The 23,588-nt window shown below is 70.6% G+C and carries 24 protein-coding genes; 12 read left to right on the forward strand and 12 right to left on the reverse strand.

Translation table 11 applies throughout. From position 1 onward, the window contains the following. A partial coding sequence (locus tag ACH3VR_RS02460) for an acyltransferase family protein (RefSeq protein ID WP_396639160.1) occupies window positions 1-1,682 on the forward strand: 1,682 nt, incomplete at its 5' end. A 34-nt stretch (window positions 1,683-1,716) separates the two neighbouring features. Beyond that, entirely contained in the window at window positions 1,717-2,229 is a 513-nt protein-coding gene (locus tag ACH3VR_RS02465) for a glycine cleavage system protein R (protein WP_396639161.1), read from the forward strand. Between the two features lie 409 nt (window positions 2,230-2,638). Here the strand turns inward: ACH3VR_RS02465 and ACH3VR_RS02470 are convergent, their stop codons facing one another. Next, window positions 2,639-3,565, reverse strand: coding sequence for a LysR family transcriptional regulator (locus ACH3VR_RS02470; RefSeq protein ID WP_396639162.1), 927 nt, complete (start codon window positions 3,563-3,565; stop codon window positions 2,639-2,641). A gap of 109 nt (window positions 3,566-3,674) precedes the next feature. Between ACH3VR_RS02470 and ACH3VR_RS02475 the strand changes: the two genes are divergently transcribed. Then, on the forward strand, window positions 3,675-4,358 hold the full coding sequence (locus tag ACH3VR_RS02475; RefSeq protein ID WP_396639163.1) for a type 1 glutamine amidotransferase domain-containing protein: 684 nt from the start codon (window positions 3,675-3,677) through the stop codon (window positions 4,356-4,358). 72 nt (window positions 4,359-4,430) lie between these two features. On the opposite strand, the gene ACH3VR_RS02480 is transcribed toward ACH3VR_RS02475, so the two are convergent. Next, on the reverse strand, window positions 4,431-4,973 hold the full coding sequence (locus tag ACH3VR_RS02480; RefSeq protein WP_396639164.1) for a winged helix-turn-helix transcriptional regulator: 543 nt from the start codon (window positions 4,971-4,973) through the stop codon (window positions 4,431-4,433). A 71-nt stretch (window positions 4,974-5,044) separates the two neighbouring features. Here ACH3VR_RS02480 and ACH3VR_RS02485 point away from each other — a divergent pair, with 71 nt between their 5' ends. Both ACH3VR_RS02485 and ACH3VR_RS02490 read left to right on the forward strand, forming a co-directional pair. After that, window positions 5,045-5,653: a dihydrofolate reductase family protein gene (locus ACH3VR_RS02485; protein WP_396639165.1), complete on the forward strand. Its 609-nt coding sequence runs from the start codon at window positions 5,045-5,047 to the stop codon at window positions 5,651-5,653. Between the two features lie 2 nt (window positions 5,654-5,655). Further along, window positions 5,656-6,228, forward strand: a complete 573-nt coding sequence (locus ACH3VR_RS02490; protein WP_396639166.1) for a dihydrofolate reductase family protein — start codon at window positions 5,656-5,658, stop codon at window positions 6,226-6,228. On the opposite strand, the gene ACH3VR_RS02495 is transcribed toward ACH3VR_RS02490, so the two are convergent. Beyond that, on the reverse strand, window positions 6,219-6,692 hold the full coding sequence (locus ACH3VR_RS02495) for a DUF2510 domain-containing protein (protein ID WP_396639167.1): 474 nt from the start codon (window positions 6,690-6,692) through the stop codon (window positions 6,219-6,221). The two genes, ACH3VR_RS02490 and ACH3VR_RS02495, sit on opposite strands and share 10 nt — an antisense overlap. Before the next feature lie 26 nt (window positions 6,693-6,718). Further along, window positions 6,719-7,219 carry a DUF4188 domain-containing protein gene (locus tag ACH3VR_RS02500; protein WP_396639168.1) on the reverse strand — a complete coding sequence of 167 codons (501 nt, stop codon included), beginning with the start codon at window positions 7,217-7,219 and terminating at the stop codon, window positions 6,719-6,721. A 71-nt stretch (window positions 7,220-7,290) separates the two neighbouring features. Between ACH3VR_RS02500 and ACH3VR_RS02505 the strand changes: the two genes are divergently transcribed. The 4 genes from ACH3VR_RS02505 to ACH3VR_RS02520 all read left to right on the forward strand — a co-directional run bounded on the left by ACH3VR_RS02505 (window position 7,291) and on the right by ACH3VR_RS02520 (window position 10,810). Further along, complete coding sequence (locus ACH3VR_RS02505) at window positions 7,291-7,923, forward strand: MerR family transcriptional regulator (protein ID WP_396639169.1); 633 nt, start codon at window positions 7,291-7,293, stop codon at window positions 7,921-7,923. Between the two features lie 92 nt (window positions 7,924-8,015). Beyond that, window positions 8,016-8,606 (forward strand): PadR family transcriptional regulator, encoded by a 591-nt coding sequence (locus ACH3VR_RS02510; RefSeq protein WP_396639170.1) that lies wholly within the window; start codon window positions 8,016-8,018, stop codon window positions 8,604-8,606. Window positions 8,607-8,689: 83 nt separating this feature from the next. Further along, window positions 8,690-10,459 (forward strand): ABC1 kinase family protein, encoded by a 1,770-nt coding sequence (locus tag ACH3VR_RS02515; protein WP_396639171.1) that lies wholly within the window; start codon window positions 8,690-8,692, stop codon window positions 10,457-10,459. 9 nt (window positions 10,460-10,468) lie between these two features. After that, window positions 10,469-10,810: a hypothetical protein gene (locus tag ACH3VR_RS02520; RefSeq protein ID WP_396639172.1), complete on the forward strand. Its 342-nt coding sequence runs from the start codon at window positions 10,469-10,471 to the stop codon at window positions 10,808-10,810. A gap of 113 nt (window positions 10,811-10,923) precedes the next feature. On the opposite strand, the gene ACH3VR_RS02525 is transcribed toward ACH3VR_RS02520, so the two are convergent. Then, on the reverse strand, window positions 10,924-11,403 hold the full coding sequence (locus ACH3VR_RS02525) for a putative molybdenum carrier protein (RefSeq protein WP_396639173.1): 480 nt from the start codon (window positions 11,401-11,403) through the stop codon (window positions 10,924-10,926). Window positions 11,404-11,550: 147 nt separating this feature from the next. On the opposite strand from ACH3VR_RS02525, the gene ACH3VR_RS02530 reads away from it, so the two are divergent. Further along, on the forward strand, window positions 11,551-12,009 hold the full coding sequence (locus ACH3VR_RS02530; RefSeq protein ID WP_396639174.1) for a VanZ family protein: 459 nt from the start codon (window positions 11,551-11,553) through the stop codon (window positions 12,007-12,009). A gap of 273 nt (window positions 12,010-12,282) precedes the next feature. Here ACH3VR_RS02530 and ACH3VR_RS02535 read toward each other — a convergent pair whose 3' ends face one another. Both ACH3VR_RS02535 and ACH3VR_RS02540 read right to left on the reverse strand, forming a co-directional pair. Then, window positions 12,283-13,374 (reverse strand): sensor histidine kinase, encoded by a 1,092-nt coding sequence (locus ACH3VR_RS02535; protein ID WP_396639175.1) that lies wholly within the window; start codon window positions 13,372-13,374, stop codon window positions 12,283-12,285. Further along, on the reverse strand, window positions 13,361-14,032 hold the full coding sequence (locus tag ACH3VR_RS02540) for a response regulator transcription factor (protein WP_396639176.1): 672 nt from the start codon (window positions 14,030-14,032) through the stop codon (window positions 13,361-13,363). The genes ACH3VR_RS02535 and ACH3VR_RS02540 overlap by 14 nt, the downstream gene beginning before the upstream one ends. A gap of 88 nt (window positions 14,033-14,120) precedes the next feature. Between ACH3VR_RS02540 and ACH3VR_RS02545 the strand changes: the two genes are divergently transcribed. Beyond that, window positions 14,121-14,708 (forward strand): M15 family metallopeptidase, encoded by a 588-nt coding sequence (locus ACH3VR_RS02545; protein WP_396639177.1) that lies wholly within the window; start codon window positions 14,121-14,123, stop codon window positions 14,706-14,708. Window positions 14,709-14,851: 143 nt separating this feature from the next. On the opposite strand, the gene ACH3VR_RS02550 is transcribed toward ACH3VR_RS02545, so the two are convergent. The 4 genes from ACH3VR_RS02550 to msrB form a co-directional block, all read right to left on the reverse strand. Further along, window positions 14,852-15,343, reverse strand: coding sequence for an FBP domain-containing protein (locus ACH3VR_RS02550; protein WP_396639178.1), 492 nt, complete (start codon window positions 15,341-15,343; stop codon window positions 14,852-14,854). A 429-nt stretch (window positions 15,344-15,772) separates the two neighbouring features. Then, window positions 15,773-19,549 (reverse strand): rhamnogalacturonan lyase family protein, encoded by a 3,777-nt coding sequence (locus ACH3VR_RS02555; RefSeq protein ID WP_396639179.1) that lies wholly within the window; start codon window positions 19,547-19,549, stop codon window positions 15,773-15,775. Window positions 19,550-19,893: 344 nt separating this feature from the next. Continuing rightward, window positions 19,894-20,448 carry a peptide-methionine (S)-S-oxide reductase MsrA gene (gene msrA / locus ACH3VR_RS02560; RefSeq protein WP_396639180.1) on the reverse strand — a complete coding sequence of 185 codons (555 nt, stop codon included), beginning with the start codon at window positions 20,446-20,448 and terminating at the stop codon, window positions 19,894-19,896. Continuing rightward, window positions 20,445-20,912, reverse strand: coding sequence for a peptide-methionine (R)-S-oxide reductase MsrB (gene msrB, locus ACH3VR_RS02565; protein ID WP_396639181.1), 468 nt, complete (start codon window positions 20,910-20,912; stop codon window positions 20,445-20,447). Before msrB ends, msrA begins: the two co-directional genes overlap by 4 nt. 208 nt (window positions 20,913-21,120) lie before the next feature. On the opposite strand from msrB, the gene ACH3VR_RS02570 reads away from it, so the two are divergent. After that, window positions 21,121-22,320 carry a S1C family serine protease gene (locus ACH3VR_RS02570; protein ID WP_396639182.1) on the forward strand — a complete coding sequence of 400 codons (1,200 nt, stop codon included), beginning with the start codon at window positions 21,121-21,123 and terminating at the stop codon, window positions 22,318-22,320. An 80-nt stretch (window positions 22,321-22,400) separates the two neighbouring features. On the opposite strand, the gene ACH3VR_RS02575 is transcribed toward ACH3VR_RS02570, so the two are convergent. Next, complete coding sequence (locus ACH3VR_RS02575) at window positions 22,401-23,576, reverse strand: aminotransferase class I/II-fold pyridoxal phosphate-dependent enzyme (RefSeq protein ID WP_396639646.1); 1,176 nt, start codon at window positions 23,574-23,576, stop codon at window positions 22,401-22,403. Window positions 23,577-23,588 lie beyond the last annotated feature (12 nt).

The raw sequence follows: 23,588 nt of genomic DNA on the forward strand, positions 1-23,588 counted from the left end.
GGGGCGCCGTCGCGACGGCGCTGTACGTGCCGAACTACCTGTTCGCCATGGACCAGACCGACTACCTCGCGGAATCGACCAACCCGTCACTCTTCCAGCACTACTGGTCGCTCGGCGTCGAGGAACAGTTCTACCTCGTGTGGCCCGCACTCCTGGGACTCGCGTGGGCCGTCGTGCGCTCGCGTCGCGCACTGTTCGGGATGCTGCTCGCCATGGTCGCGGCATCGTTCGCGGCGTGCGTCTGGCTGACATTCGTGCAGCAGCCGATCGCCTTCTTCTGGCTGCCGACGCGTGCGTGGGAACTGGGCGTCGGCGGACTGATCGCCTACGCGCTGATGCGGCGCGAGCGGATCGTGCCCGACCGCTTCGCACCCGCCCTCGGATGGCTCGGCATCGCGGCGATCGCGGGGTCGGTCGTGCTGTTCACCGGCGACACACTCTTCCCCGGCGCGTGGGCCGCGCTTCCCGTGCTCGGCACGGCGCTCGTCATCGCGGCCGGTGCGTCCGGCCATCGGCTCGGGCCGACAGGCATCCTGTCTACCCGCGGAATGGTGTTCATCGGCACGATCTCGTACTCGCTGTACCTCGTGCACTGGCCGGCACTCGTGATCCCCGAGGCGATCGCCCGCAACGGCCTGCCGCTGTGGGCGACCCTGCTCATCGCCGTCGCGTGCGTGCCCGCGGCGTGGGCGATGTACCGGTTCGTGGAAGACCCCATCCGGCGCGCACCGTGGCTCACTCGGGCTCGCACGCGCCGCACGTTGATCGGCGCCGCCATGGGCTCGATTGCGTGCCTGCTCGTCGCGACGGGCGCCTACGCCTACGCCGACACGCGCACTTTGAGTACGGGGCAGGATGCCTCGTCTCCGGCGATCGAAGCGCCGCCGCAGGTCACGGACTTCGTGCCGGAGAACCTGAAGCCGTCACTGCGCGCTGCCGACGACAGCCTCCCGACGGTATATGCCGACCACTGCATGCGCGGGACGGCGGCGACTGACGCGGGCGACTGCGTCTACGGCGACCCGTCGGCGCCGCACATCGTGCTGTTCGGCGACTCGCACGCGGCGCACTGGTTCCCTGCGGTCGAGGCCTTCGCGCTGTCTGCCGGCTACGCGCTGGAGGTGCACACGAAGAGTTCGTGCCCCGTCGCGACGATCGACTCGACGCGCCGAGGCACGCCGTACCCCCAGTGCGCCGACTGGCGCGCGGCGGTCATCAAGGCCCTCAACGATGAGCAGCCGGCGCTCGTGCTGCTCGCGGGCTACAGCGATCCCGATCTCGCGCCCGGCGTCGACGACGACGTGGCGACATGGGAGGACGCGTACGGCGAGACACTCGACGCGATCACGGCACCCAAGGCGATGATCGCCGACACCCCCGATCTGCGAGAAGACCCCGCTCCGTGCCTCTCGGCGCACCTGAGCAACGCGGAGGCCTGCGGCCAGCCGCGCTCGGTCGCACTGTCGGACGTCTCGCGCGAGGCCGCCGTGCACGCGACCTCGGCGCGCGGCATCCCGCTGCTCGACTTCACCGACTACCTCTGCACCGACGACTGGTGCCCGCCGATCCTCGGCGACACCCTCGTGTACCGCGACTCGCATCACATGACGGCGGCGTTCAGCGCCGAGCTCGCGGGGGTCATGGGCGACGCGCTGCGGCCGCTCCTGCCGCCGAAGTCCTGACCGCGCCGGGGTCGCCTGGCCTACGCTGAGGGCCATGACAACTCTCGTGCTCACGATTGTCGGCGACGATCGCGCCGGACTCGTCGCCGCTGTCGCCGAGGTCATCGAGGGGCATGGCGGCAACTGGGAGAACAGCCAGCTCGCCGAACTCGCGGGGGCGTTCGCCGGCATCGTCGAGGTCTCGGTGGCGAGCGACCGCGCCGACGCGCTGCGCGCGGCGCTGACGCAGGTCGAAGGGCTCGTGACGGTCGCGATCCCCGGCACGCCGGCCGCGACGGATGCCGCGCCCGCCCGCCGCTTCGCCTTCCAGGTGCTCGGCAACGACCACCCCGGCATCGTGCGCGAGCTCTCGTCGACCCTCGGTGCGCAGGGTGTGTCGATCGAGCGCATGACGAGCGAGACGAAGGATGCCGCCATGGCCGGCGGTCGCCTGTTCGAGGCGACGATCTCGGCCGTCGTGCCGGCCTCCGTCGAGGTCGACGGGCTCGTGGCAGAGCTTGAGCGGCTCGCGCACGAGCTCCAGATCGACGTCACCCGGCTCGACTGACGCTCGCCGGTTCGGCGGCCCTTCGCCCGTTCCGGTGCCCTTCGCCGGTTCGGGCGCACTCCGCGGGTTCCGGTGCGGATCGACGGGGCCCGTCCCCTTCGCCGGTTCCGGTGCCGATCGACGGTTCCGTCCCCTTCCCCGGTTCCGGTCCCGATCGACGGTTCCGTCCCCTTCGCCGGTTCCGGTCCCGATCGACGGTTCCGTCCCCTTCGCCGGTTCCGGTCCCCGAGCTTGTCGAGGGGTCGAGCCCGAGCATGCGCGGAGCCTCGGGCCGGTCACGCGCATCGACCGGCAGGGACGCCTCAACCCGTCCCGCATCTCGGCTGAGTGGTGGAGAAGTGGCCTCCAACGGCCTCGGACGCGGCGTGTCGTCGTGACGAGCCGAGATGCGGCACGGGTGCGCCCTCGCTCAACGCGATTCGTCGCCCACGACGGCCGCGACCGAGCCGACGATCAGCTGCCGCACCCGCTCGATGTGCGGCCGTGCAGCGGCGCCGGTCCGCTCCGCGAGGTAGAGCGTGTTGATCGGCGGGTCGTCGGTCGGCTGCAGGTCGACGAGGGCGCCGGCGTGGAGGGCGGCGCGGCACAGGTAGGCCGGCAGCACGGTGACGCCGGCGCCCGCGATGGCCGCATCGCGCAGTGCGCGGAGGTCGGGGACCGTGAGGGCAGGCTCCCTGTCGAGGCGGGCGCCGAAGACATGGCGCCAGAAGCGCCGGAGGATCGGCACGTCGTGCGCATATGCGAGGAGCGGGACCTCCTCGAAGAGGATCGACCCTGATGCCGCGGGCCGGTTCGGCGCCAGTCCGTGTTCGCCGATGAGCGCCGGCGCCCCGACGAGCACGAACGTCTCGTCGACGAACGGCGTCGCACGCACGGCGCGCCCGCGCGGCCGCTCCGACAGGATCGCGAGATCGAGGTTTCCGGCGCGCACGCCGTCGAGGAGCGCGCCGGTCATGCCGGGCACGATCAGCACGCGCACGCCGTCCGCGACCAGGGGTGCGAGCAGCGGGGCGACGACCTCGCCGAGCAGCTCGGCCGCGCCCCCGAGGCGGACCGCGGGCTCCGAGCCACCACGTGCGCCGCGCCCGGGGCTGGACAGCGCCTCCGCGACGGCGCTGAAGGGCCCGGCGAGCCGCCCCGCGAGGGCGTCCGCGCGGGGAGTGGGCACGACACCGCGCGCCGTGCGCTCGAAGAGGCGCTCACCCACGATGCGCTCGAGCGCCTGCAGCTGTGCCGACACCGCCGGCTGAGTGATCCCCATCCGGCGCGCGGCGGCCGTCAGGCTGCCCGTCGTATGGACGGCCAGGAACGCACGCCACAGCGCGAGATCACTCAACCCATCAGGATCGTTATGGACCACATCACCAAGCTATCGGAAGTGCTTGGGAGCGGCATCCGTTCCTCTTCAGTGCCGGCCCCGAGGCCGCCCGACCAGAGGAGATCTCATGTCCACCGTTCTGTTCGTCGTCACCGGTGCCCGTCACTGGACGCTCGCCGACGGCACCGCTCATCCCACCGGCTATTGGGCCGAGGAGCTGCTCACGCCCTTCGAACTGCTGACGGCCGCGGGTCACGACGTCGTCTTCGCGACGCCCGGCGGCGTCGCGCCCGTCGCCGACGAGGGGTCGCTGGGCGCGACGGAGGCTGAGCGCGACGCACTGCGCGAGAGACTCGCCGTCGTGCCGGGACTTGCCGCACCGTCGACACTCGCCGACGTCGACCTCTCCGCCTTCGACGCGGTGTTCTACCCCGGCGGGCATGGTCCGATGGAAGACCTCGCGCGCGACGGCGCGTCGGGGGCACTCCTCGTCGCCGCGCTCGACGACGGCAAGCCGGTCGCGCTCGTGTGCCACGGACTCGCGGCCCTGCTCGCTGCGACGCGCGCCGACGGGTCGCTCGCGGCGTCCGGGCGCACCGTGGCGGCCTTCACCGACGCCGAGGAGATCCAGGGCGGCCTCGCGCCGAAGGCGCCGTGGCTGCTGGAGTCGACGCTGCGCGACCGCGGTCTCACGATCGAGTCGGCCGAGCCGTGGGCCGACTTCGTCGTCGAGGACGGCGCGCTCATCACGGGGCAGAACCCGCAGTCGTCTGCATCGGTCGCGCGGGCGCTGCTCGCCCGGCTCGGCTGAGCCTCGAACCGTGCCGGGTCTCGGCTGATCGGTGCAGGAGTCGCTTCGTCGGGCCGTCGACTCGGCGTGTCGTCAGAGCGAGCCGAGCTCCGGCACGGGTTCTGCCTCGGCGGTCTCCGCCGCCACCGCCGCGACTTCGGCGAAGTAGGCCTCCCGGAGCTCGGTGAGGACCGATCGTGAGCCGTCCGGTCGCGCCGTGCCGAGGTGCAGCTCGCGCAGCTCGTCCATGAAGGCATCCCACATCTCGGGGCCGCCGCGTTCGAGCAGCTCGGCGCGGATCGAGAGTTCGCGCGACACGGGCAGGTGCCGGCGGCCCCACGAGCCGAGCGCGGCGAGCACCGGCACGAGCTGGATCGCGGGCTCGGTGAGGCTGTAGATGACCTTCTGCTTGTGCGTCGGGTCGGGGCGTCGCGAGACGAGGCCCTGCTCGGTCAGCCGCTGCAGGCGGTCGGCGAGGATGTTGGAGGCGATGCCCTCCTCCGAACCGAGGAGCAGCTCGCGGAAGTGCCGGCGGTTGCCGAACATCATGTCGCGGATGACGAGCAGCGACCACTTGTCGCCGATCACCTCGAGCGAGAGGTTGATCGGGCATCCCGAGCGCTGCGATTCCACCATACTGCTTGCATTCTACAACCGGTCTGGCGTACCGTGTGGAACCAGTTGCAGATTGCAACCGGAGGTGGAAGATGCAGAAAGTCATCGGAACGATGTCGATCTCGCTCGACGGGATCGGCTCGGGACACAACCAGACCGAGGAGCGTCCGTTCGGCGACGCCCCCAACGATCTCCTGCACCAGTGGATGTTCGAGACCCCCGACGAGAACCGCGCCGAGATCGATGCGATCGTCGACGCCGGCGCCTTCGTGATGGGCCGCAACATGTTCGGTCCGATCCGCGGAGAGTGGCGTGGCGACTGGACGGGCTGGTGGGGTCCGAACCCGCCGTACCACGCGCCCGTGTTCGTGCTCACGCACCATCCGCGCGAGACGATCGAGATGGAGGGCGGCACGACGTTCCACTTCGTCACCGACGGCATCGAGTCGGCTCTCGAGCAGGCGCGGGATGCCGCGGGCACCCACAACGTGCACATCGCCGGCGGTGTCAGCACGATCAACCAGTACGTCGGCGCGGGGCTGATCGACGAGCTCATGCTGCAGATCTCGCCCACCATCGTGGGCGGGGGACTCCGCCTGTTCGACGGTGTCGGGCCGGTCGACCTCGAGCTCCTCAGCACCCGCGGGGCGTCGGTCGTGACGCACGTGCGCTATCGCGTGCGCCGACCGGGCGAGAGTTGATCATGGCCGACACCGCGCCTCAGACGGCGGCCGGCAAGGCGATCTGCCACTTCACGATGTCACTCGACGGCTTCATCGCCGGCCCGGGTCACTCGATGGACTGGATGGACGGCTTCACGGCCCGGTCCGGCCTCATCGACGAGTACCTCGCGACGACCGGCGCCGTGCTCGGCGGTCGAGCGGGGATGGATGCCTTCCCCGACGCCGCGACGCTGTACGGCGGCGCCTGGACGGGGCCGGTCTTCGCGCTGACCCACCACCCGGAGGACGCGCCGCCGAGCAAGGGCATCACGGTCCTCGACTGCGACGTCGCAGAGGCGCTCGAGATCGCTCGGGATGCCGCGGGCGGCAGGAACGTCGAGGTGCTCTCGGCGTCGATCGGCCGCCAGCTGCTCGAGCGCGGTCTCCTCGACGAGTTCGATCTGCATATCGCGCCGGTGCTGCTGGGCGATGGCGTGCGACTCTACGACAACCCCGGAGGCGACCCCGTGCGGCTCGAGTTCGCGATGGGGGAGGATCCGCACCGCGTCGTCAACATCCGCGCAACACCGGCGCCGGCCCAGACTCAGCCGTAGCGGTAATGCTGCGCGCTCGCGTTGACCCATGACGCGAACTGGCGCGCCCTCGCCTCGTCGTGAGCGCCGACGGGCGCGAGCCACAGCTGCTGCGCGCTCTCCACCGCGACGTGCAGCGTGCGCCGGTCGAGGCGGGCGAAGTACCGAGGCTTGATCGGGCCGGCCGAGCTGAACAGCGAACGCGTGTGTGCGGCTGTCGTGTAGGCGGGACGCTTGAGGATCTCGTCGGCCGTGGCCACGAGTGCGACGACCCCGCCGATGGGCTGGGTCAGCCGTCCGCAGCGGATGACACGGGCGTCCACGACGATGCCGCCGAACTCGTCCGGGCTCCCCGGGGAGTTCGCGCCGGCGTGCAGCTCGACGCGCGCTGTCGACAGGTCGGCGTAGTGCTCGGTCCAACGGACGCCGTCCCACCAGCGCTGCACGCCGGTGCCGTCGTCGTACCATCCGGGCTCCGCCGCCATGCGCCGAGCCTACCCGCGCCCGCACGTCATGCGGTCGGCTCGGCGGCGGCCGTCCGCCCATCCTCGAATCGGGCTCGCGCGCGATCGTGGCTGGGTCCTACCGGCACGAGCTCCGTCGCCTTGGGCAGGCCCATGGGCTTCGTCGAGACGAAGACGCTCTCGGCGCGATCCACGAGGTAGGTCTCGTGCCACACGCCGACGGCTCCGGGGGTCTTGCGCGCGGCCTTGTTGAACCGCGCCCAGGCCGGGCGGTGCTGAGCGGCGGGGTTCGAGGCGTAGGCATAGAGCTTCTCGATCGACGACCAGTACTGCACGATGTACGGACCGCCCGAGCCGAAGAGCAGCTCGTAGCCCAGCAGCCCCGAGTCGGGATCGATGCTGAGCTCCTTGAGCATGCCCGGCATGGCGAAGAAGGCGGGACCCCACAGATCGGGCCGCCACCAGCGGTTGATCTGCATCCCGATGTGGAAGACCACGAGTTCGCCCTCGTGACGGTGTGTCATGCGCCCTTCGATGACCTTGCCCATGATGATCTCCTTACTGGATAGCAACACTATCCATAATGGATAGCAGTACTATCGAAGTCAAGGGGTGAGACATGCGGATCTCGGAGCTGTCGACGCAGACGGAAGTGCCGGTCGCGACGATCAAGTACTACCTGCGTGAAGGTCTGCTGCCCGAGGGGGAGCGCACGTCGCCGACGCAGGCCACCTATGGTTCGGAGCACGAGCAGCGGCTGCGCGTCATCCGCGCCCTCATCGGCGCCGGCGTGACTGTCGCCGAGACGCGCAAGGTGCTCGACGCCCTCGACGATCCGCCCGCGAGCCCGCACGATCTGCTCGGCGCCGCGCACGCCGCCGTCATGCCGCCCGCCGACGGCCAGATCGACACCGTCGACGCAGAGCGGCTCGCGCGAGACCTCGGCTGGCAGCCGGGCCTGTGCGACGAGCAGGTGCTCGCGGGGGTCGCGCGAGCGCTCCAGGGCGTCGAGCGGGCCGGCTTCCGGATTCCGGATGCCGTCATGGCGGCGTACCTCGAATCCGTGCGCACGCTCGCCCAGGCCGAGATCGCGAACGTGCCGACCGAGTCGCCCGAGGCCGCGGTGCGATACGTCGTCCTCGGCTCCGTCCTCATCGAGCCGCTGCTCCTCGCCCTCCGCCGCGTCGCCGAGCAGGTCGCCTCCGCAGAGCGCTTCGGCGGAACAGTCGTTGAACCTGAATCCGCACCGTGAATTCCGCCTGACCTCTGGACTCGGCATCCCGTCAGCGATATATCGGTAGGTGTCGTCCACTGTCGGACGCATCCATCGCAAGGAGGTCCATCATGAGCGGTCCGTTCCCGGGAGATCCCTTCGGCGGGCGCCATCGCGGCGGCCCGGGGTCCGGTCGGCCGGGCCCCGATCTGTGGGAGACCCTGCAACAGCTGCGCGACGGATTCGAGCAGCGGTTCGGGGGCGTCGTCTCCGGCGGCGGCGGACGGATGTCGCGCGGCGACGTCCGCGCGGCGGTGCTCGCGCTCCTCGCCGAGCAGCCGATGCACGGCTACCAGATCATCCACGAGATCGAGGAGCGCAGCGGCGGCTCCTGGAAGCCGAGCCCCGGCTCGGTGTACCCGACGCTGCAGATGCTCGCCGACGAGGGCCTGATCAGCGCCGAGGAGTCCAATGGCAAGAAGACCTACTCGCTGACCGACGCCGGCCGCGCCGAGGTCGACGCCGGCGAGGGCAAGCCTGCGCCGTGGGAGTCGTCCTCCTCGCAGGATTCCCGCATGGGCGCCCTGCCGAAGTCCGGCATGAAGCTCGCGCAGGCGGCGGCGCAGGTCGGTCGTACGGGCACGCCCGAGCAGGTGCAGCAGGCCGTGGAGGTGCTCGACGAGGCCCGGCGTAGGCTCTACTCCATCCTCGCCGAGGATTGAGTGGGGCGGAGGAACCACCGCATACCGCGCCCACGCCGCAGATAGCGCCTGTGCCGAGCTTGTCGAGGCATCAAGGAGATTCGATGCCCGACGTCGCCAGCTCGCGCGCCCGGTACCGCCGCATCATGCGGTTCGCGATCCGGTACATGCTGGAAGCGTGGTGGTTCGAGCTGATCCTGCCGCGCATCGGCCTGCGTCGGTTCGCGGCCCGCGGGCGCGCAGCGCGGCTGACGGACATCGCACGCAACTTCCACACGCTCGCGATCTCGCTCGGCGGCCTCATGATCAAGGTCGGGCAGTTCATGTCGTCGCGTCTCGACGTACTGCCGCCAGAGATCACGAAAGAGCTCGAGGGTCTGCAGGACGAAGTGCCGCCCGTGGCCTTCCCCGCGATTCGCGAGCTCGCCGAGGCTGAACTCGGCCTGCCGCTCGATCGCGCCTACGAGTGGGTGGATCCGAACCCCGTGGCCGCGGCATCCCTCGGGCAAGCGCACCGGGCGCGGCTGCTGCCGAGCGATGCCGCCGACACCGGTTTCGCCGACGTCATCGTCAAGATCCAGCGCCCCGGCATCGACGAGATCGTCGACGTCGACCTGCACGCGCTGCGTCGCGTCGCGGGCTACCTCAACCGCGTGCGGGCCATCTCGGATCACGTCGACCTGCCGGGCCTCGTCACCGAGTTCGCACACACGAGCATGCTCGAGATCGAGTACCTGCATGAGGCCGGCAACGCCGAGCGCTTCGCGGCGAATTTCGCGCACGACGCGCGCGTCGACGTGCCGCAGGTCGCCTGGGAGCGCACGACCCGCCGCGTATTGACCCTCGCCGACGTCACGGCGATCAAGATCAACGACGTCGACGCGCTCCGCGCCGCCGGCATCGATCCCGCCGAGGTCGCCCACACGTTCGCGACGGTCATGTTCGACCAGCTGTTCGTCGACGGCTACTTCCATGCCGACCCGCATCCCGGCAACATCTTCGTCACCCCTTTGAAGAGGGATGCCGCGGCCACTCTGAGCGGCGCCGGCGCGCCGCGCGGAGCCTCCGGGCGGGGCCCGGCCGCGGTCCGTGCCGATGGGTCGGCTGCGGCATCCCCGCCCTGGCGGCTCACGTTCATCGACTTCGGGATGATGGGCGAGGTTCCCGACCGGCTGCGGCACGGACTGCAGCAGCTCCTCATCGCCGTCGCCGCGCGCAACGGCCGGCAGCTCGTCGAGAGCATCCGCGACGTCGGCGTGCTCCTGCCGTCGGCCGACACGAACGAGCTCGAGCGGGCGATGACGGAGCTGTTCTCGCGCTTCGGAGGGATGGGGTTCGCGGAGCTCCAGCGCGTCGATCCGCGCGAGTTCCGCGACTTCGCCGTCGAGTTCGGCGACGTCGTGCGCGCGCTGCCTTTCCAGCTGCCGGAGAACTTCCTCCTCATCATCCGGGCGATCTCGATCACGTCGGGGATGTGCAGCGCGCTCGACCCCGAGTTCAACATGTGGAGCGCCGTCGAGCCCTACGCAGCGCAGCTGCTGCGCGACGAGCGCGGCAACATCGTCCAGGCGCTCGGGAAGGAGGCGGCCGACGTCGCCGGCATCGTCGCGCGCCTGCCCCGACGGCTCGATGACCTCGCGACGCGCGTCGAGAATGGGCGGGTCGCCGTCGAGACTCCGCGCCTCGACCAGCGCATGCGCGCGCTGGAACGCACCGGGCGCCGTGTCATCTCGGCGACGCTCTTCGCCGGCCTGCTGATCGGCGGCATCCTGCTCCGCGGGCAGGACGCCGTGTTCGGCACGATCCTCATGATCGCCTCGATCCCCGCGCTGCTGCACGCCCTGTTCGCAGGCTGGGCCGGGCGCCGGCCGTAAGGTTGCCGCATGTCCGCGCTCTCGGTCCTGCGTGCCGCCGCCGGTGCCGCCCTGCTCGTCAACGCCGTGCCGCACGGAGTCGCCGGAGTGCAAGGCAGACCCTTCCCGACGCCGTTCGCCGATCCGCCCGGCGTCGGCCTCTCAGCGCCGGGGGTCAACGTCGCCTGGAGTACGGCCAACGCCGTCGCCGGCGCGCTGCTCATGGCGCGAGGCATCAGAACCCCGGCGGAGTGGGTCGGGGCAGGCATCGCCGCCTCGGGGATGGCGTTCATCCTGGCGTTCCACTTCGGCGACGTCATGCGCGGCGGCAAGGGGCTGCGCGGTATCCGCTCCCGCCTTCCCGGCAGCTGAGCTGCCCCGCGACCGCGCCCCGAAGCTCACCGACCACTGCGCGCTGGATCTCGTCGAGGTCGCCCCCTCGCCGTCGGCGATCCACAGGCCGAAGGCGACATCCGCGCCGGTCACTATGCCGGCTGACCGCCCAGCAAGGAGGCCACGACTCTTCGCGTGCGCTCTTGGATGCCCGGCGCCTGGCTCTCGCGCGGCCCCGCCACGTTGAGCACCGCGCCCCCGACCGTTTCGAGCCAGGCGCGGAGCCCGGAGAGGTCGTCGCCGGTGAGGGTGAACACCGGGCGTTCCAGCTCGAGCGCGACGCGGCGCGTGAGGTCGGTGCCGGGGGAGTGCCACGCGCTTCCGGGTACGACGATGAGCGTCGCGTCGGCGTCGCGCACATTCCACCGCGTGCGCTGTGCGGGATCGTCCGACGGCGTCTCGACGAGGGTGGGATACACCGCGAGCAGTCCGGGCGGATCGGGGAAGTCCTCGGCGAGACCTCCGCGGGGGCACCAGCCCGCGATCGGCACGCCCGCGGCGACGGCGGCCTCCAGCGCGCCGCGATCGGCGCCGGTCTGGCCGCCGCTGCGGATGACCGCGATCTGTCGCACGCTCGCCCTCCCTCCGGCGCATTCTGGCACGCGCGCGCTCGCGTCGTCAGGGAAGCGTGAGGGAACGCTCAGCATTCATCGAGCGGACCATACGCTGACGCAACAACAGGGCCGATGGACTGGTTCTCCCCGATCGAGAGGCGAACCATGACGGACCTCACCGGTGTCCGCACCCGCACCGCGACGCGCCCCTGGGCCGTCGTCGCCGCGATGGCGGCCGCGTGCGTCGTCGTCGCGCTCACGCTCGCCCCGCGGAGCATCGTGGCACCCACCCGCGCGCTGTTCATGCGTGCGACGGAGTTCGCCGTCGGCCCGCTCCTCCAGGAGCTGTCCACACTCGAGGTCGAACGCATCCTCAATGCGATCCTCTTCGTGCCGCTCGGGGTCGCGGTGGCGCTGCTCCTCGGCCAGCGGCTCTGGCTGCTCGCGATCCCGCTCGGCATCGCGGTCTCGGCAGCAGTCGAGTTCGCCCAAGCGCGCATCCCCGGTCGTGTGCCCGACCCGCAGGACGTCTTCGCGAACACCGCCGGCGCCGCGGTCGGTGCGCTCGCGGTCGGCCTCTTCTTCGCCCTCCGGGCCGTCCTGCGCCGCGCCCGCCGTCGCTGATCGACCGCTGCCGTTCCGGCATCCGCGGCGTCGAGATCCAGCGCGCTCGGACGAAGCCGCGGCGCGAGAGCGACCGAGGCCGGGAGTCGGTCTCCGGTGCCCCTCGAACGGCCGAGTCGACCCTTCGACGGGGAGCGCCCGGCTGCAACCGGACCCGTGCCCCACCTCGGCCGGCTGAGACGACACGCGGGGCTCTGCGCGTACGCACGCCCCTCCAGCCCCACCCCCCCGAGTTGCAGGACGGCCGCCGCTGCAGGCCGGGCTCGGTCGTGCTCAGGCCGACGGCAGGCCGACCCGCACGACGAGTCCGCCGCCGTCGCGTGCGGAGAGGCGCAGCGATCCGCCGTGCGCCCGCACGATGCCGGCGACGATGGCGAGTCCTAGTCCCGACCCCTCGGCGCTCTCCGGGCCGCGTGAGCGCCCCGCGCCGCGCACGAACGGCTCCGTCAGCGTCGCAACGACGGCGGGATCGAGCACGGGGCCGGTGTTCTCGACGCTCAGCACCGCGCGAGACCCGTCGGCCTCGATTGCGAGCCACACGCTCCCACCCGGCGTGTTGTGCACGACGGCGTTGCGGACGAGGTTCGCGACGAGCCGCTCGACGAGCGTGCGGTCGCCGGCGATCGTCGCGGGTGCCGACGACACGAGCAGATGGATGCCGCGGCCCGCGGCATCCCGAGACTCCTCCTCGACCACCCCGGCAACCACCCCGGCCAGGTCGACGGGATCCCGCGAGATCTCGCCGCCGCGTCCGACGCGGGCTAGTGCCAGCAGCGACTCGGTGACCGCGATCGCCCGCTCATTGGTCGCCGCGATGCGCGCCAGAAGAGTGTCGACGTCGCGCCCCGAGGGGTCGGCCTGCGCCACTTCGACCATCGTGCGGATGATCGCATGCGGAGTGCGCAGTTCGTGCGAGGCGTTGGCGGCGAAGCGGCGCTCCTCGTCGAGCGTGTGCTGCACGCGCGCGAGCATCGCGTCGAAGGCATCGGCGAGGTCGGTCAGCTCGTCGCGTGAACCGGGCAGGGCGATGCGCTCGTCGAGGTCGCCGCGGCGCGCGACCTGGGTCATGCGGTCGAGGGGCCCGAGCACGATGCCGGCCAGCACCCATCCGCCGACGAGGCCGAACGCCGCGAGCCCCGCGATCGCCCACCACGTGTAGCGCACGAAGACCTCGAGCAGGTTCGAGCGGTTGGGCGCCCAGCCGCCGCCGTCGACACTGATGTTCCCCTCGGGCACGAAGCGGAGCAGGAGCAGTCCCACGGCGAACAGCGCGATGCCCGCGACGACCACGAGCGCGGCGTAGCTCAGCGTGAGCTTCACGCGCACCGACAGGCCGGGACGTCGTGTCGACTCAGAGGGCAGCATCGACTGACATCCGGTACCCGACGCCCGGGACGGTCTCGATGACCCACGGCTCGCCGAGCCGCTTGCGCAGCGTCGAGATCGTGATGCGCACGGCGTTCGTGAACGGGTCGGCGTTCTCGTCCCACGCGCGTTCGAGCAGATCCTCGGCGCTGATGACGCCGCCGCGCGCCGTGATCAGCACTTCGAGCACGGCGAACTGCTTCCGCGTGAGCGAGACATACCGGCCATCGCGATACACCTCGCGACGGAAGGAATCCAGCCGGACGCCGGCGAACTCGACGATGGGGGGAGTGCTGTCCGCCGGGCGGCGGCCGAGGGCGCGGATCCGCAGCACGAGCTCGCGCAGCGCGAAGGGCTTGGTGAGGTAGTCGTCGGCGCCGCTCTCGAAGCCCGTCGCCTTGTCGTCGAGCCGGTCTGCGGCAGTGAGCATGAGGATGCGCGGACCCGGCGGACGAGCCGCGATGCGGCGCGCGATCTCGTCACCGTTCGGACCGGGGATGTCGCGGTCGAGCACGACGACGTCGTACGCGTTGACGGCGAGGAGCTCGAGCGCGGTGTCGCCGTCGCCCGCGAGGTCGGCGGCGATCGCCTCGAGCCGCAGCCCGTCGCGGATCGCTTCGGCGAGGTAGAGCTCGTCCTCGACGATCAGCACGCGCATGCGAGCAAGCCTAGGTCGGACGGCATATCGCGGGCATATGGTCCTCTGCTTACGCCCTCGCAACACGCGCACGCGTGGGATGGCTCGCATGAGTGTTCTCCGCCCCTCCCTCGTCCGCTCGAACCCGCCGGGTCGACGCGTCGCCTTCGTCGCGGTCGGTGCCGTCGTCGCGGTGACCCTCGCCGTAGGGCTGTGGGCCGTCATGTTCGTGCAGGCCGGGGTGCTCGCCGCACCGTACGCGCCGCGGGTGGATGACGGCTTCCTCGCGGAGCCCGTGACCCTCGGCGACGCGGACGTCGCGGCGATCTCGAACCTCGATCCGGCGCTGCTCGCCGCCGTCCGCGAGGCGGAGGCCGCGGCATCCGTCGACGGAGTCTCGTTCGAGGTGACGAGCGGCTGGCGCACGGCGCGGTATCAGCAGTGGCTCCTCGAGGACGCCGTCAAGAAGTACGGGAGCACGGAGATCGCCCTGCAGTGGGTGGCCGCTCCAGACCGCTCTCACCACGTGACGGGCCGCGCTGTCGACATCGGGCCGCTCGATGCGCAGTCGTGGCTCATCGCGCACGGCGCGGCGTGGGGCCTCTGCCAGATCTACGCCAACGAGCGCTGGCACTTCGAGCTCGCAACCGAGCCGGGCGGCGCGTGTCCCGCGCTGCTCGAGAACGCCGCCGGCTGACGTCCGATCTTCACCGAGACAGGGGATTCGACTCGAACCCGAGGGCGACGCCCTGGGTTTCGGCGAGAATCCCCTGTCTCGACGAAGCAAGGGAGAGGGGATGGATGCCGCGACCCGGCCGGGCCGCGGCATCCACTCTTCGATCACACCCCGCCGCGGACCTCGCGGACGAAGCCGGCGACGTGCTCGCGCAGCTGCTCGATGCGGCGGTCACGCGCGGCTTCGCGGTCGAACCCGAGGTAGGCCGACGGCGGCAGCTTGCGCGCGTTGTGCGAGCACTCGAAGTTCTCGCACACGTGGGTGCCGACGGTGTCGCCGCGGCGGCCGGCGTCGCCGACGCGCTTGGTCATGTAGAACACGACCTCGTTCGGCAGGTGGATGTCGGAGCACCACGAGCACTGCGCACGTGCGCGGGTGCGCGTCTCGGTCTGGCGCAGGAGCAGGCCGACGAGCTCGCCGTCGAGGTCGAGCACGAGATAGCCGACCTGCGGCAGCTTCGGGTCGCGCCAGCCGAGGAAGTCGAGGCGGTCCCAGGGGCGCTCGGCGAAGTCGGCGGGGAGGGTGAGGTTCTTGCGCTCGCTGCGCGAGGCGTTGACGAAGGATGCCCGGATCTGGGCGTCGGTGAGGGGACGCATGCGCGTTCTTTCTGTGCGGTCGCCCATGAGGCGACGATGTTCGTGAGGAGGGGCTCGGAGCGCGGAACGCGCTCGCCGAGTGATGCGGGGATGAGCCTCAGGCTCTGTGGCCCGCCGACGCAGCGCGCGTCGACAGCCCCCTCACGCCCGCAGGCCTCGCGAAAGCAAACACCCGCGCAGTCTACGCGAGCCGCCTCGAAGATCGCCGTGCGGATGCTCGCCCGCGGCGAAGTGCGGGTGCAACTGGCCGCACCCGCATAGTGCCGCGGGCGAACCATGGCGGGCCGCGCTCGCCCGCGGCGAACTGCGGGTGCGATGCCGGGCGACTCGCACATCACCGCGGCCGAGTCATGCCCGACCGCGCCGAAGAGGCAAAGGGATGCCGCGACCCACGCGGGCCGCGGCATCCCTCACCCTCCGACCGAACGGTCAGCGCACCTCGACCGTCACCGGCTTGGACGCCGTCTCGCCGTTCGTGTTGGCGAAGACGGCGACGAGCGTGTGCTTGCCTGCTGCGACGCCGGTCAGCGCGACGCTCGCACGCTGCGCGCCCGGCGTCTTGGCGACGAGGTCGCCCGACCCGACGACGTGCCCGTCGAGCTCGAAGCGGTACGACGTGGCGTTCGTGCCCCACCAGAGGTCGGCGGTCGCCGCGAACGAGCCGTCCTTGTCCTGGTTGTCGTGCGACACGACGGGAACCGCGGGTGCGGCGTTCGTGACCTTGACGGTGGTCGACGTCGTCGCGGTCCTGCCCTTCGCGTTGATGAGCTCGCCCGTGTACACGTAGGTGCCGTTGGGCTTGCCGGTGAACGTGACGCCGGTCGTCTGCGACGTCGCCGTCGTCGCGGGCAGCACCTTCGTCGCGACGAGAGTGCCGTTCTCGTAGAGCCGGAAGATGCTCCCCGGCGTGCCCGACCACAGGTTCATCACGACGTCGTAGTTCCCGTCGTGCAGGCCGTACTCCCACCCGCTCGTGTTGGACAGTGTCCCGCGTCCGGGCGCGGTCTTGGCCGAGGCATCCGCCCGCACCACAAGGATCTGCGACGACTGCGTCGTCACGAGTCCCGCATGGTTCGTCGCGGTCGCGGTGACCTCGACGTCGCCGAACAGGCCGAGCTTCGCGAGGTCGACCGCGGCGTCGGGTGCGACTGCCTTGCCGCCGACCGTGACCGCGAGCGTGCGCACGCCGCTCTCGGGGTCGGCGGCCGCGATCGCGAGCTGCAGCGGCTTGTCGGTGACCACGGTCCCCGACGGGAGTCCCGACACGGACGGAGCCGACTCATCCGCCGCGGGCGCCCCGAGGTAGCGGATCGACGCGGCCGGAGCCGCGCCCATGCCCGCGCCGATGAAGTACGACGGGTGGGGCGGCTGGTTGTAGGCCGAGTTCTGGCCGGCGACCGACTGCCGGTACTGCGAATCGTGCATGAGGGTCGGCAGACGCGCCTCGGTGACGTCGGTCGTCGTGTAGATCCGGATGCCGCTGCCGTCCTCCAGGCGCACCGCGAGCTCTTCGCGCCAGTCGCCGAACAGGTCGGCCTGGAGCACGGGATTGCCCTTGGTGGTGTTGTTCGTCAGGGTGCCGTCGAGCCGCTGGAGCAGCACCGACTTCTTGGTCGCCGGATCCCACTTCGAGATCGTCGGCACGCCCGAGGCATTCGCCTCGCTGTAGTCGTGGTCGGTGATCTCACGCGTGAGGTCGCCGTCCCACCACGTCACGAAGTTCGCGGCCGGGATGTCGTTCGACAGCAGCGTGCCGTCGGCGGCGTTGAGCGAGCCGACCTTGGAGTTCCACGCGAAGTCGCCCCCGATGTTCCACGCCTCGGCGCCGGGTGACGTGGGGTCGATGTCATCCGCCGCGCCGCGGCCCGTGTCACGGGTGCCGGGGTTCGACCAGAGCACCTCGCCGGTCTCGGCATCCCGCATCGACGCGATGACGTTGCCGTTGGAGGTCGCATCCTCGTGCACGGCGTAGACCTCGAGCCCAGGGCGGTCGATGACGAAGTCGCCCACGTGCAGCGCGTCGCCGTGCTGCAGCTTCGTGTTGTAGAGCGGCGTGCCGTCGTCGTCGATCGTCATCGAGCCGAAGACGATCTCGTCGAGGCCGTCGCGGTCGACGTCGGCCGTGACGAACTGGTGGTTGCCCTGGCCCTCGTACTGCTTGCCCGCGACGTTCGAGTCGAAGTTCCAGCGCTGTACGAGCTTCCCGTCGACGAGGTCCCACGCGACGATGACGGTGCGCGTGTAGTACCCGCGGCTCGTGACGAGCGAGGGATGCTGCCCGTCGAGGTACGCGACGCCCGCGAGGAAGCGGTCGACGCGGTTGCCGTACGAGTCGCCCCATGCGGCGACGCTTCCGCGACCGGGCACGTAGTCGACCGTGTCGATGGCGGCGCCGGTCTGTCCGTCGAACACCGTGAGGAACTCGGGGCCGCTCAGGATGTAGCCGCTCGAGTTGCGGTAGTCGGCCTTCGCGTCGCCGATCACGGTGCCGACGCCGTCGGTCGTGCCGTCGGCGGTCTTGAAGGCGACCTCGGCCTTGCCGTCGCCGTCGAAGTCGTACACCTCGAGCTGCGTGTAGTGGGCGCCTGCGCGGATGTTGACGCCCAGATCGATGCGCCACAGGCTCGTGCCGTCGAACTCCACGGCCTCGGCGTAGACCTTGCCGGTGTAGCCCGACTGCGAGTTGTCCTTCGAGATCGACGGCTGCCAGAGGAAGACGAGCTCGTACTGTCCGTCGCCGTCGACATCGCCGACGGTCCCGTCGCCGGGCCAGTAGGTGACCGTCTTGCCGTCGGGGAGCGTGTCGTCGGCCGGCTTGTTCAGCGGGATGTCGAGGTGGTTCTGGTCCCACACCGTGAACTGGTCGGTGACGCTGACCTCGCGGTCGCCCACGTGCGCCGTCACGAGATATCTCGAGTCGACGGTGCCGTCGGCGTCGGTGTAGTTCGTCGTGTCGGTGATCGGCTGTTCCGTGATCTTCACGCCGTCGCGGTACACGTCGAACGCGAGCGCACGGTCATCGAGGCCGAGCAGTCGCCAGCCGAGGTAGATGCCGTCGTCGGTCTTGACGGCGACGGGGGAGCGGTCGAGGTACTCGGCCTGCCGCACGAGTGTCGTCGCGACCGCCGTCGCATACGCCTCGGTCGCGTCCGACGATCCGCCCGCGTTCTGCGCGACGACCTTGTACAGGTACGGGCGCGTCGTGAGCACGTCGGTGTCGGTGAAGGTCGGCTCGGTCACCGTCGCAACGAGCTCGAACGGGATGTCCGCCCGCGTCGAGCGCAGCACGCGCCACTGCAGGACGTCGGGCGAGGCATCCCACCCGATCGTGACGGTGTTGCGGTCGATGGCCGAGGTCATGAGGCCGGTCGGCGTCGCAGGCTTCGTGACGGAGGAGTCGACGACGGATGCCGCGACCCGGTCACCCGCGCGTGACACGCGTGCGCCCTTGACGGTCGCGACGGCGTAGTCGTACGACTCGCCGAGCTCGACCTGGGTGTCGGAGAAGGTCGTGCCGTCGGCGCGTCCGATCTCGGCCAGTTCGCCGCCGGGCGCCGAACGGTAGACGGCGTAGCCGGTCGCACCCGCCACGGGCCGCCAGCTGAGGCCGACGGTCTCATGCTGGGCGTCGACGGATGCTGCGACTCCGGCCGGCGCCGCAAGCGGCGTCTGCACGCGGATGCCGTTGATGCGGCCGTCGCCGCCCGTCACGCGGACGGTGAGCTGCCCGTCGGCGACGGCGATCGCCGGGAAGAACTGCTCGTGCACCTGTCCCGTCGTCGTGCGGGGACCTGCGAACGCCGTGCCCTCGACGTCGAAGTTCGTCGCGTTGCCGGCGATGAGGTCGCCTGCCCACGTCGTGACCTCGTAGGTGCCGTTCGGCACGTCGACCGCGAACACCTGCGTGGTGCCGATCGTGAAGTCGCGCGCCATGAGGTCGTCGCCGCCGCGGTCGCGGAAGCCGTTGCTCGCCGGCGCCGTGGTGAAGCCGTAGCCCTGCGCCGCACTGTACGCGGTGCCCGGGTTGACGCCGATCCAGCCGGTCGCCACGGGGCTCGATGGCCCGCCGAAGTCGAACGAATAGTCGACCTCGCCCGCGGCGTTCGCGGGTGTCGCGGCGGCGAGGGCGCCCGATGCGACGAGCGCCGACGCGACGATCGCGGTGAGGATCGACCTCCATCGTTGGGGACGACGAGTATGACTCACGGAATCTCCCTTGATCTGTGCTGTCACCCCGCTCCGGCTTGAGCCTGATGCGGGAAAGCGTTTCCCGATAAGACGCTTTCCCATCCTCGTCTCAGTGAGTGAGCCAGGTCAAGCCCTCGGCTAAGACGTTTCAACCGCACCCCCCGTGCCTGCCGCGGGAGCCAGGCCATGCAGTCGAGACAGGGGATCTCGCCGAAACCTGGGGACGCGACCCCCGGTCTCGGCGAGATCCCCTGTCTCGACGAAGGCAGAGCCGCGGCCGCAACCGCCGCGCGTGACGAGGAGGGCGCAGAGACGACGGATGCCGCGACCCGCACTGGGGCCGCGGCATCCTGAACCGAGGACTACGCGGTCGTCTCGGCGCGCTTGGGCAGCACCCATCCCGCGCGCGGGAAGTGGCAGGTGTACCCGTTCGGGTACGTGATCAGGTAGTCCTGATGCTCGGGCTCGGCCTCCCAGAACGGGCCCTCGGGCTCGATCGTCGTGACGGCCTTGCCGGGCCAGAGGCCCGAGGCGTCCACGTCGGCGATCGTGTCGCGGGCGACCTGGGCCTGCTCGGGGGAGAGCGGGAAGATCGCCGAGCGGTAGCTCGTGCCGATGTCGTTGCCCTGGCGGTTCCGGGTCGACGGGTCGTGGATCTGGAAGAAGAACGCGAGGATGTCGCGGTACGACGTCTTCGACGGGTCGAAGACGATCTCCACGGCCTCGGCGTGGCCGGGGTGCTTGCGGTACGTCGCGTGCGCGTTCTCGCCGCCCGTGTAGCCGACGCGGGTGTCGAGCACGCCGGGCTGGCGGCGGATGAGGTCCTCCATGCCCCAGAAGCATCCGCCCGCGAGGACGGCCGTCTCGGTGCCGGGGGTGCGGGTGATCTCGCCGGTGTCGAAAGGTCCGCTGGTCATGATGCGTTCTCCTGGTCGGTGGTGAAGAGGTTTCGGTACGCGCCGTAGCCCTCGGTCTCGAGGTCGGCGACGGGGATGAACCGCAGCGAGGCCGAGTTCATGCAGTATCTCAGGCCCCCGGCATCCCGTGGGCCGTCGCGGAACACATGGCCCAAGTGGCTGTCGGCGCCCGTCGAGCGCACCTCGGTGCGCGGGACGATGAGCTTCCAGTCGGTCTTCGTCCGCACGGCGTCGGATTCGATCGGCCGCGTGAAGCTCGGCCAGCCCGTCCCGCTGTCGTACTTGTCGATCGACGAGAAGAGGGGCTGCCCCGAGACGACGTCGACGTAGATGCCGGCGTCGTGGTTGTTCCAGTACTCGTTGCGGAACGCCGGCTCGGTGCCGTCGTCCTGGGTCACGCGGTACTGGGCGGCGGTGAGGCGGCTGAGCGCCTCGGGGGTCTTGCGGTAGTCGTGGTCGGTCACGGTTCCTCCTTGGGAAGACGCGGCTGGCTGCGGCGTCACAGAGGAAGAACGGATGCCTCGGCTGTTTTGGTCCCGCGAGGCTGGGAGCGCGCTGTGAATTCCTCCCCCGACCAGCCCGAAGCCCGCGAGACATAGCTCGGCCATAGCTGTTCGCTCGCCCGTTCCGAGCGTGGGTTGCTGACATCGGTTCCACGAGAAAGAGGAACCCATGTCCGAGAGCACCGCCCCGCAGCACAGCACCGCCGTCCCCGCTCACAGCCGTCGGCGATGGCTCTTCGCCACGACCGCCACGACCCTCGTCTGCGCGGGAGCGCTGAGCTTCGGCATCCCGATCGCCGCGAACGCCACCCCCGCGACGGCTACCGCCGCCTACATCCCGTCCTACCCCGGATCGCAGTCCGGCTACGGCTCGGATCCCTACAGTTCGTACGGCTCGCGGAGCCGGTCCACGGTCGCCGACGCGACCTCGGCGACGGCCGACGAATCCACGGGCGTCGTGCTCATCGACACCGTGCTGGGATATCAGGATGCCGCGGCCGCCGGCACCGGCATGGTGCTCACCAGTGACGGGCTCGTGCTCACGAACAACCACGTCGTCTCGGGTTCGACGAAGATCCAGGTGACGGTCGCCTCGACCGGCGAGACCTACACGGCCAAGGTCGTCGGCACCGACGCGCAGGACGACGTCGCACTGCTGCAGCTCGAGGGCGCATCGGGGCTTGCGACCGTCACGATCGATCAGGATGCCGAGACAGTCGGCCAGGCCGTCACGGCGATCGGCAACGCGAACGGCGGCGGAGAGCTGCTCGCCGCGGACGGGCAGATCACAGGCCTCGAGACGACGGTCACGACGTCGTCGGAGGGAAGCGTCGCGGGCGAGACGCTGGACGGCATGATCCAGATCGCCGCCGACGTCGTCTCGGGCGACTCGGGCGGTGCCCTCCTCGACGCGCAGGGAGAGGTCGTCGGGATGACCACGGCGGCCTCGACCGGCTCGGCGACGACGTCGGCGTGGGCGATCCCGATCGAGGACGCCCTGAAGATCGCCCAGCAGATCGTGAACGGCGACGAGTCCGACGGCGTGACCGTCGGCTACCCCGCGTTCCTCGGTGTCGGACTCGCCCAGCAGAGCACCGCGCGCGGCCGCTACGGCGTCTACGGCGGCACTTCCACCGCGAGCGGGGCGCTCATCGCGGGCGTCTACACCGGCACCCCGGCCGAGGAGGCGGGCCTGACGGCCGGTGACACCATCACGGCGGTCGACGGCAAGGCGGTGACGGATGCCTCGTCCCTCAGCACGCTGCTCTCGGGCCACGAGCCGGGCGACACCGTGACGATCACCTGGGTCGACGCCTCCGGCCACACCCGGTCGGCCGACGTCACGCTCGCGGAGGGCCCGGCCGCCTGATCCGGTCCTTCCCGAGGCTGTCGCGCAGACGCAATGCCTGCGCGGCGGCCTCGCGCGCTGACCGACGGCAGTCTCGTCGGTTAAGACAGGTCGCTCGCGACCTCCAGGATGTGGGGGAGCGCTGCCTCGATCATGTCCATCGTCGCCGTGAGCGAGATGCGGAAGTGGTGGGGCTGGCCGAACAGCGTCCCGGGCATGAGGTACACGCTGCGTGCCGCGAGGGCGTCGCAGAACGCCTTCGCGTCGCCGCCGGGAGCCCGGCCCCACAGGTAGAAGGTGCCCTCGGGTTTGGTGACCTCGAAGCCGGCGCCGATGAGCGCGTCGTACATGCGATCGCGCTTGCGGGTCAGTTCGGCCAGGTCGAGCGACACCGTCTCGAGCGCCGGCACCGCGTACTGCATGATCGCGTCGGGGAATCCCCACCCGATCGCGAGCCCGAGCGGCATGAAGGCCTCCTGAAGCTCGGCGCGCTCGGCGGGCGGGAGAAGGGGTGAGAGCGCGAGGTAGCCGAGACGCTGGCCGGGCGCGAGCATGACCTTCGCGTAGCTGTAGTCGATCATCGTGTTGGCGTAGGACGCGGCGGGCGTCGCGAACGCGATGCCGTCGAAGCGGATGCGCCGGTACGGCTCATCGGACAGGATCCAGATGCGCCGGCCGTTCGCCTGCGATGCGTCCTCGAGCACCTCGGCGAGCGCGTCCCATGCGCCTTTCGGATAGACACGACCCGTCGGATTGGCGGGGGAGTTCACGACGACGATGCGCGTGCGCGGCGTGATCGCGCGGGAGATCGCCTCGACGTCGAGCTCGAAGTTGCCTTCGGCGAGCGGCACCCCCACCGGCACGAGGTTGGCCGCGTACAGCATCGGCTCGTAGCAGAACCATCCGGGAACCGGGATGACGACCTCGTCGCCGACATCGGCCAGAAGGGCGAAGGCGAGCGACATCGCGCCGAACGCGCCCTGCGTCATCGCGATGTCGTCGGGTTCGAACGGGAGGCCGAGCTCTGCGCGCAGGCCTGCTGCGACGGCATCCTGAGCCTCGCGCTCGCTCGTCTTGTACGCGAACCATTCGACCGACTTCGGATCGATCTGCGCCTTGATCGCGGCCGACAGGCCCGGCAGTGGGAACTCGTGCGGATTCCCGAACGTGAAGTCGAGCGCCGCCGGATCGTCGGCCACCGCCTGCACGCGAGCATAGAAGTTCGTCACGATGTCGACCGACGCCTTCGCCTCGGTCGCACGCACCGACATCACCATGGCAGTCACCCT

The organism is Microbacterium alkaliflavum, assembly GCF_044325405.1.
GTDB classification, from domain to species: Bacteria; Actinomycetota; Actinomycetes; order Actinomycetales; family Microbacteriaceae; genus Microbacterium; species Microbacterium alkaliflavum.

Bases quoted from the DNA above. Each gene is read 5' to 3' on its own strand.
- ACH3VR_RS02520 (WP_396639172.1), top strand. From the start codon at position 10,469: ATGTCCGCGCTCTCGGTCCTGCGTGCCGCCGCCGGTGCCGCCCTGCTC.
- ACH3VR_RS02505 (WP_396639169.1), top strand. From the start codon at position 7,291: ATGCGGATCTCGGAGCTGTCGACGCAGACGGAAGTGCCGGTCGCGACG.
- ACH3VR_RS02540 (WP_396639176.1), bottom strand. From the start codon at position 14,032: ATGCGCGTGCTGATCGTCGAGGACGAGCTCTACCTCGCCGAAGCGATC.
- ACH3VR_RS02535 (WP_396639175.1), bottom strand. From the start codon at position 13,374: ATGCTGCCCTCTGAGTCGACACGACGTCCCGGCCTGTCGGTGCGCGTG.
- ACH3VR_RS02475 (WP_396639163.1), top strand. From the start codon at position 3,675: ATGTCCACCGTTCTGTTCGTCGTCACCGGTGCCCGTCACTGGACGCTC.
- ACH3VR_RS02530 (WP_396639174.1), top strand. From the start codon at position 11,551: ATGACGGACCTCACCGGTGTCCGCACCCGCACCGCGACGCGCCCCTGG.
- ACH3VR_RS02495 (WP_396639167.1), bottom strand. From the start codon at position 6,692: ATGGCGGCGGAGCCCGGATGGTACGACGACGGCACCGGCGTGCAGCGC.
- ACH3VR_RS02570 (WP_396639182.1), top strand. From the start codon at position 21,121: ATGTCCGAGAGCACCGCCCCGCAGCACAGCACCGCCGTCCCCGCTCAC.
- ACH3VR_RS02545 (WP_396639177.1), top strand. From the start codon at position 14,121: ATGAGTGTTCTCCGCCCCTCCCTCGTCCGCTCGAACCCGCCGGGTCGA.
- ACH3VR_RS02500 (WP_396639168.1), bottom strand. From the start codon at position 7,219: ATGGGCAAGGTCATCGAAGGGCGCATGACACACCGTCACGAGGGCGAA.
- ACH3VR_RS02490 (WP_396639166.1), top strand. From the start codon at position 5,656: ATGGCCGACACCGCGCCTCAGACGGCGGCCGGCAAGGCGATCTGCCAC.
- ACH3VR_RS02550 (WP_396639178.1), bottom strand. From the start codon at position 15,343: ATGCGTCCCCTCACCGACGCCCAGATCCGGGCATCCTTCGTCAACGCC.
- ACH3VR_RS02575 (WP_396639646.1), bottom strand. From the start codon at position 23,576: ATGGTGATGTCGGTGCGTGCGACCGAGGCGAAGGCGTCGGTCGACATC.
- ACH3VR_RS02480 (WP_396639164.1), bottom strand. From the start codon at position 4,973: ATGGTGGAATCGCAGCGCTCGGGATGCCCGATCAACCTCTCGCTCGAG.
- ACH3VR_RS02485 (WP_396639165.1), top strand. From the start codon at position 5,045: ATGCAGAAAGTCATCGGAACGATGTCGATCTCGCTCGACGGGATCGGC.
- msrA (WP_396639180.1), bottom strand. From the start codon at position 20,448: ATGACCAGCGGACCTTTCGACACCGGCGAGATCACCCGCACCCCCGGC.
- ACH3VR_RS02465 (WP_396639161.1), top strand. From the start codon at position 1,717: ATGACAACTCTCGTGCTCACGATTGTCGGCGACGATCGCGCCGGACTC.
- ACH3VR_RS02515 (WP_396639171.1), top strand. From the start codon at position 8,690: ATGCCCGACGTCGCCAGCTCGCGCGCCCGGTACCGCCGCATCATGCGG.
- ACH3VR_RS02510 (WP_396639170.1), top strand. From the start codon at position 8,016: ATGAGCGGTCCGTTCCCGGGAGATCCCTTCGGCGGGCGCCATCGCGGC.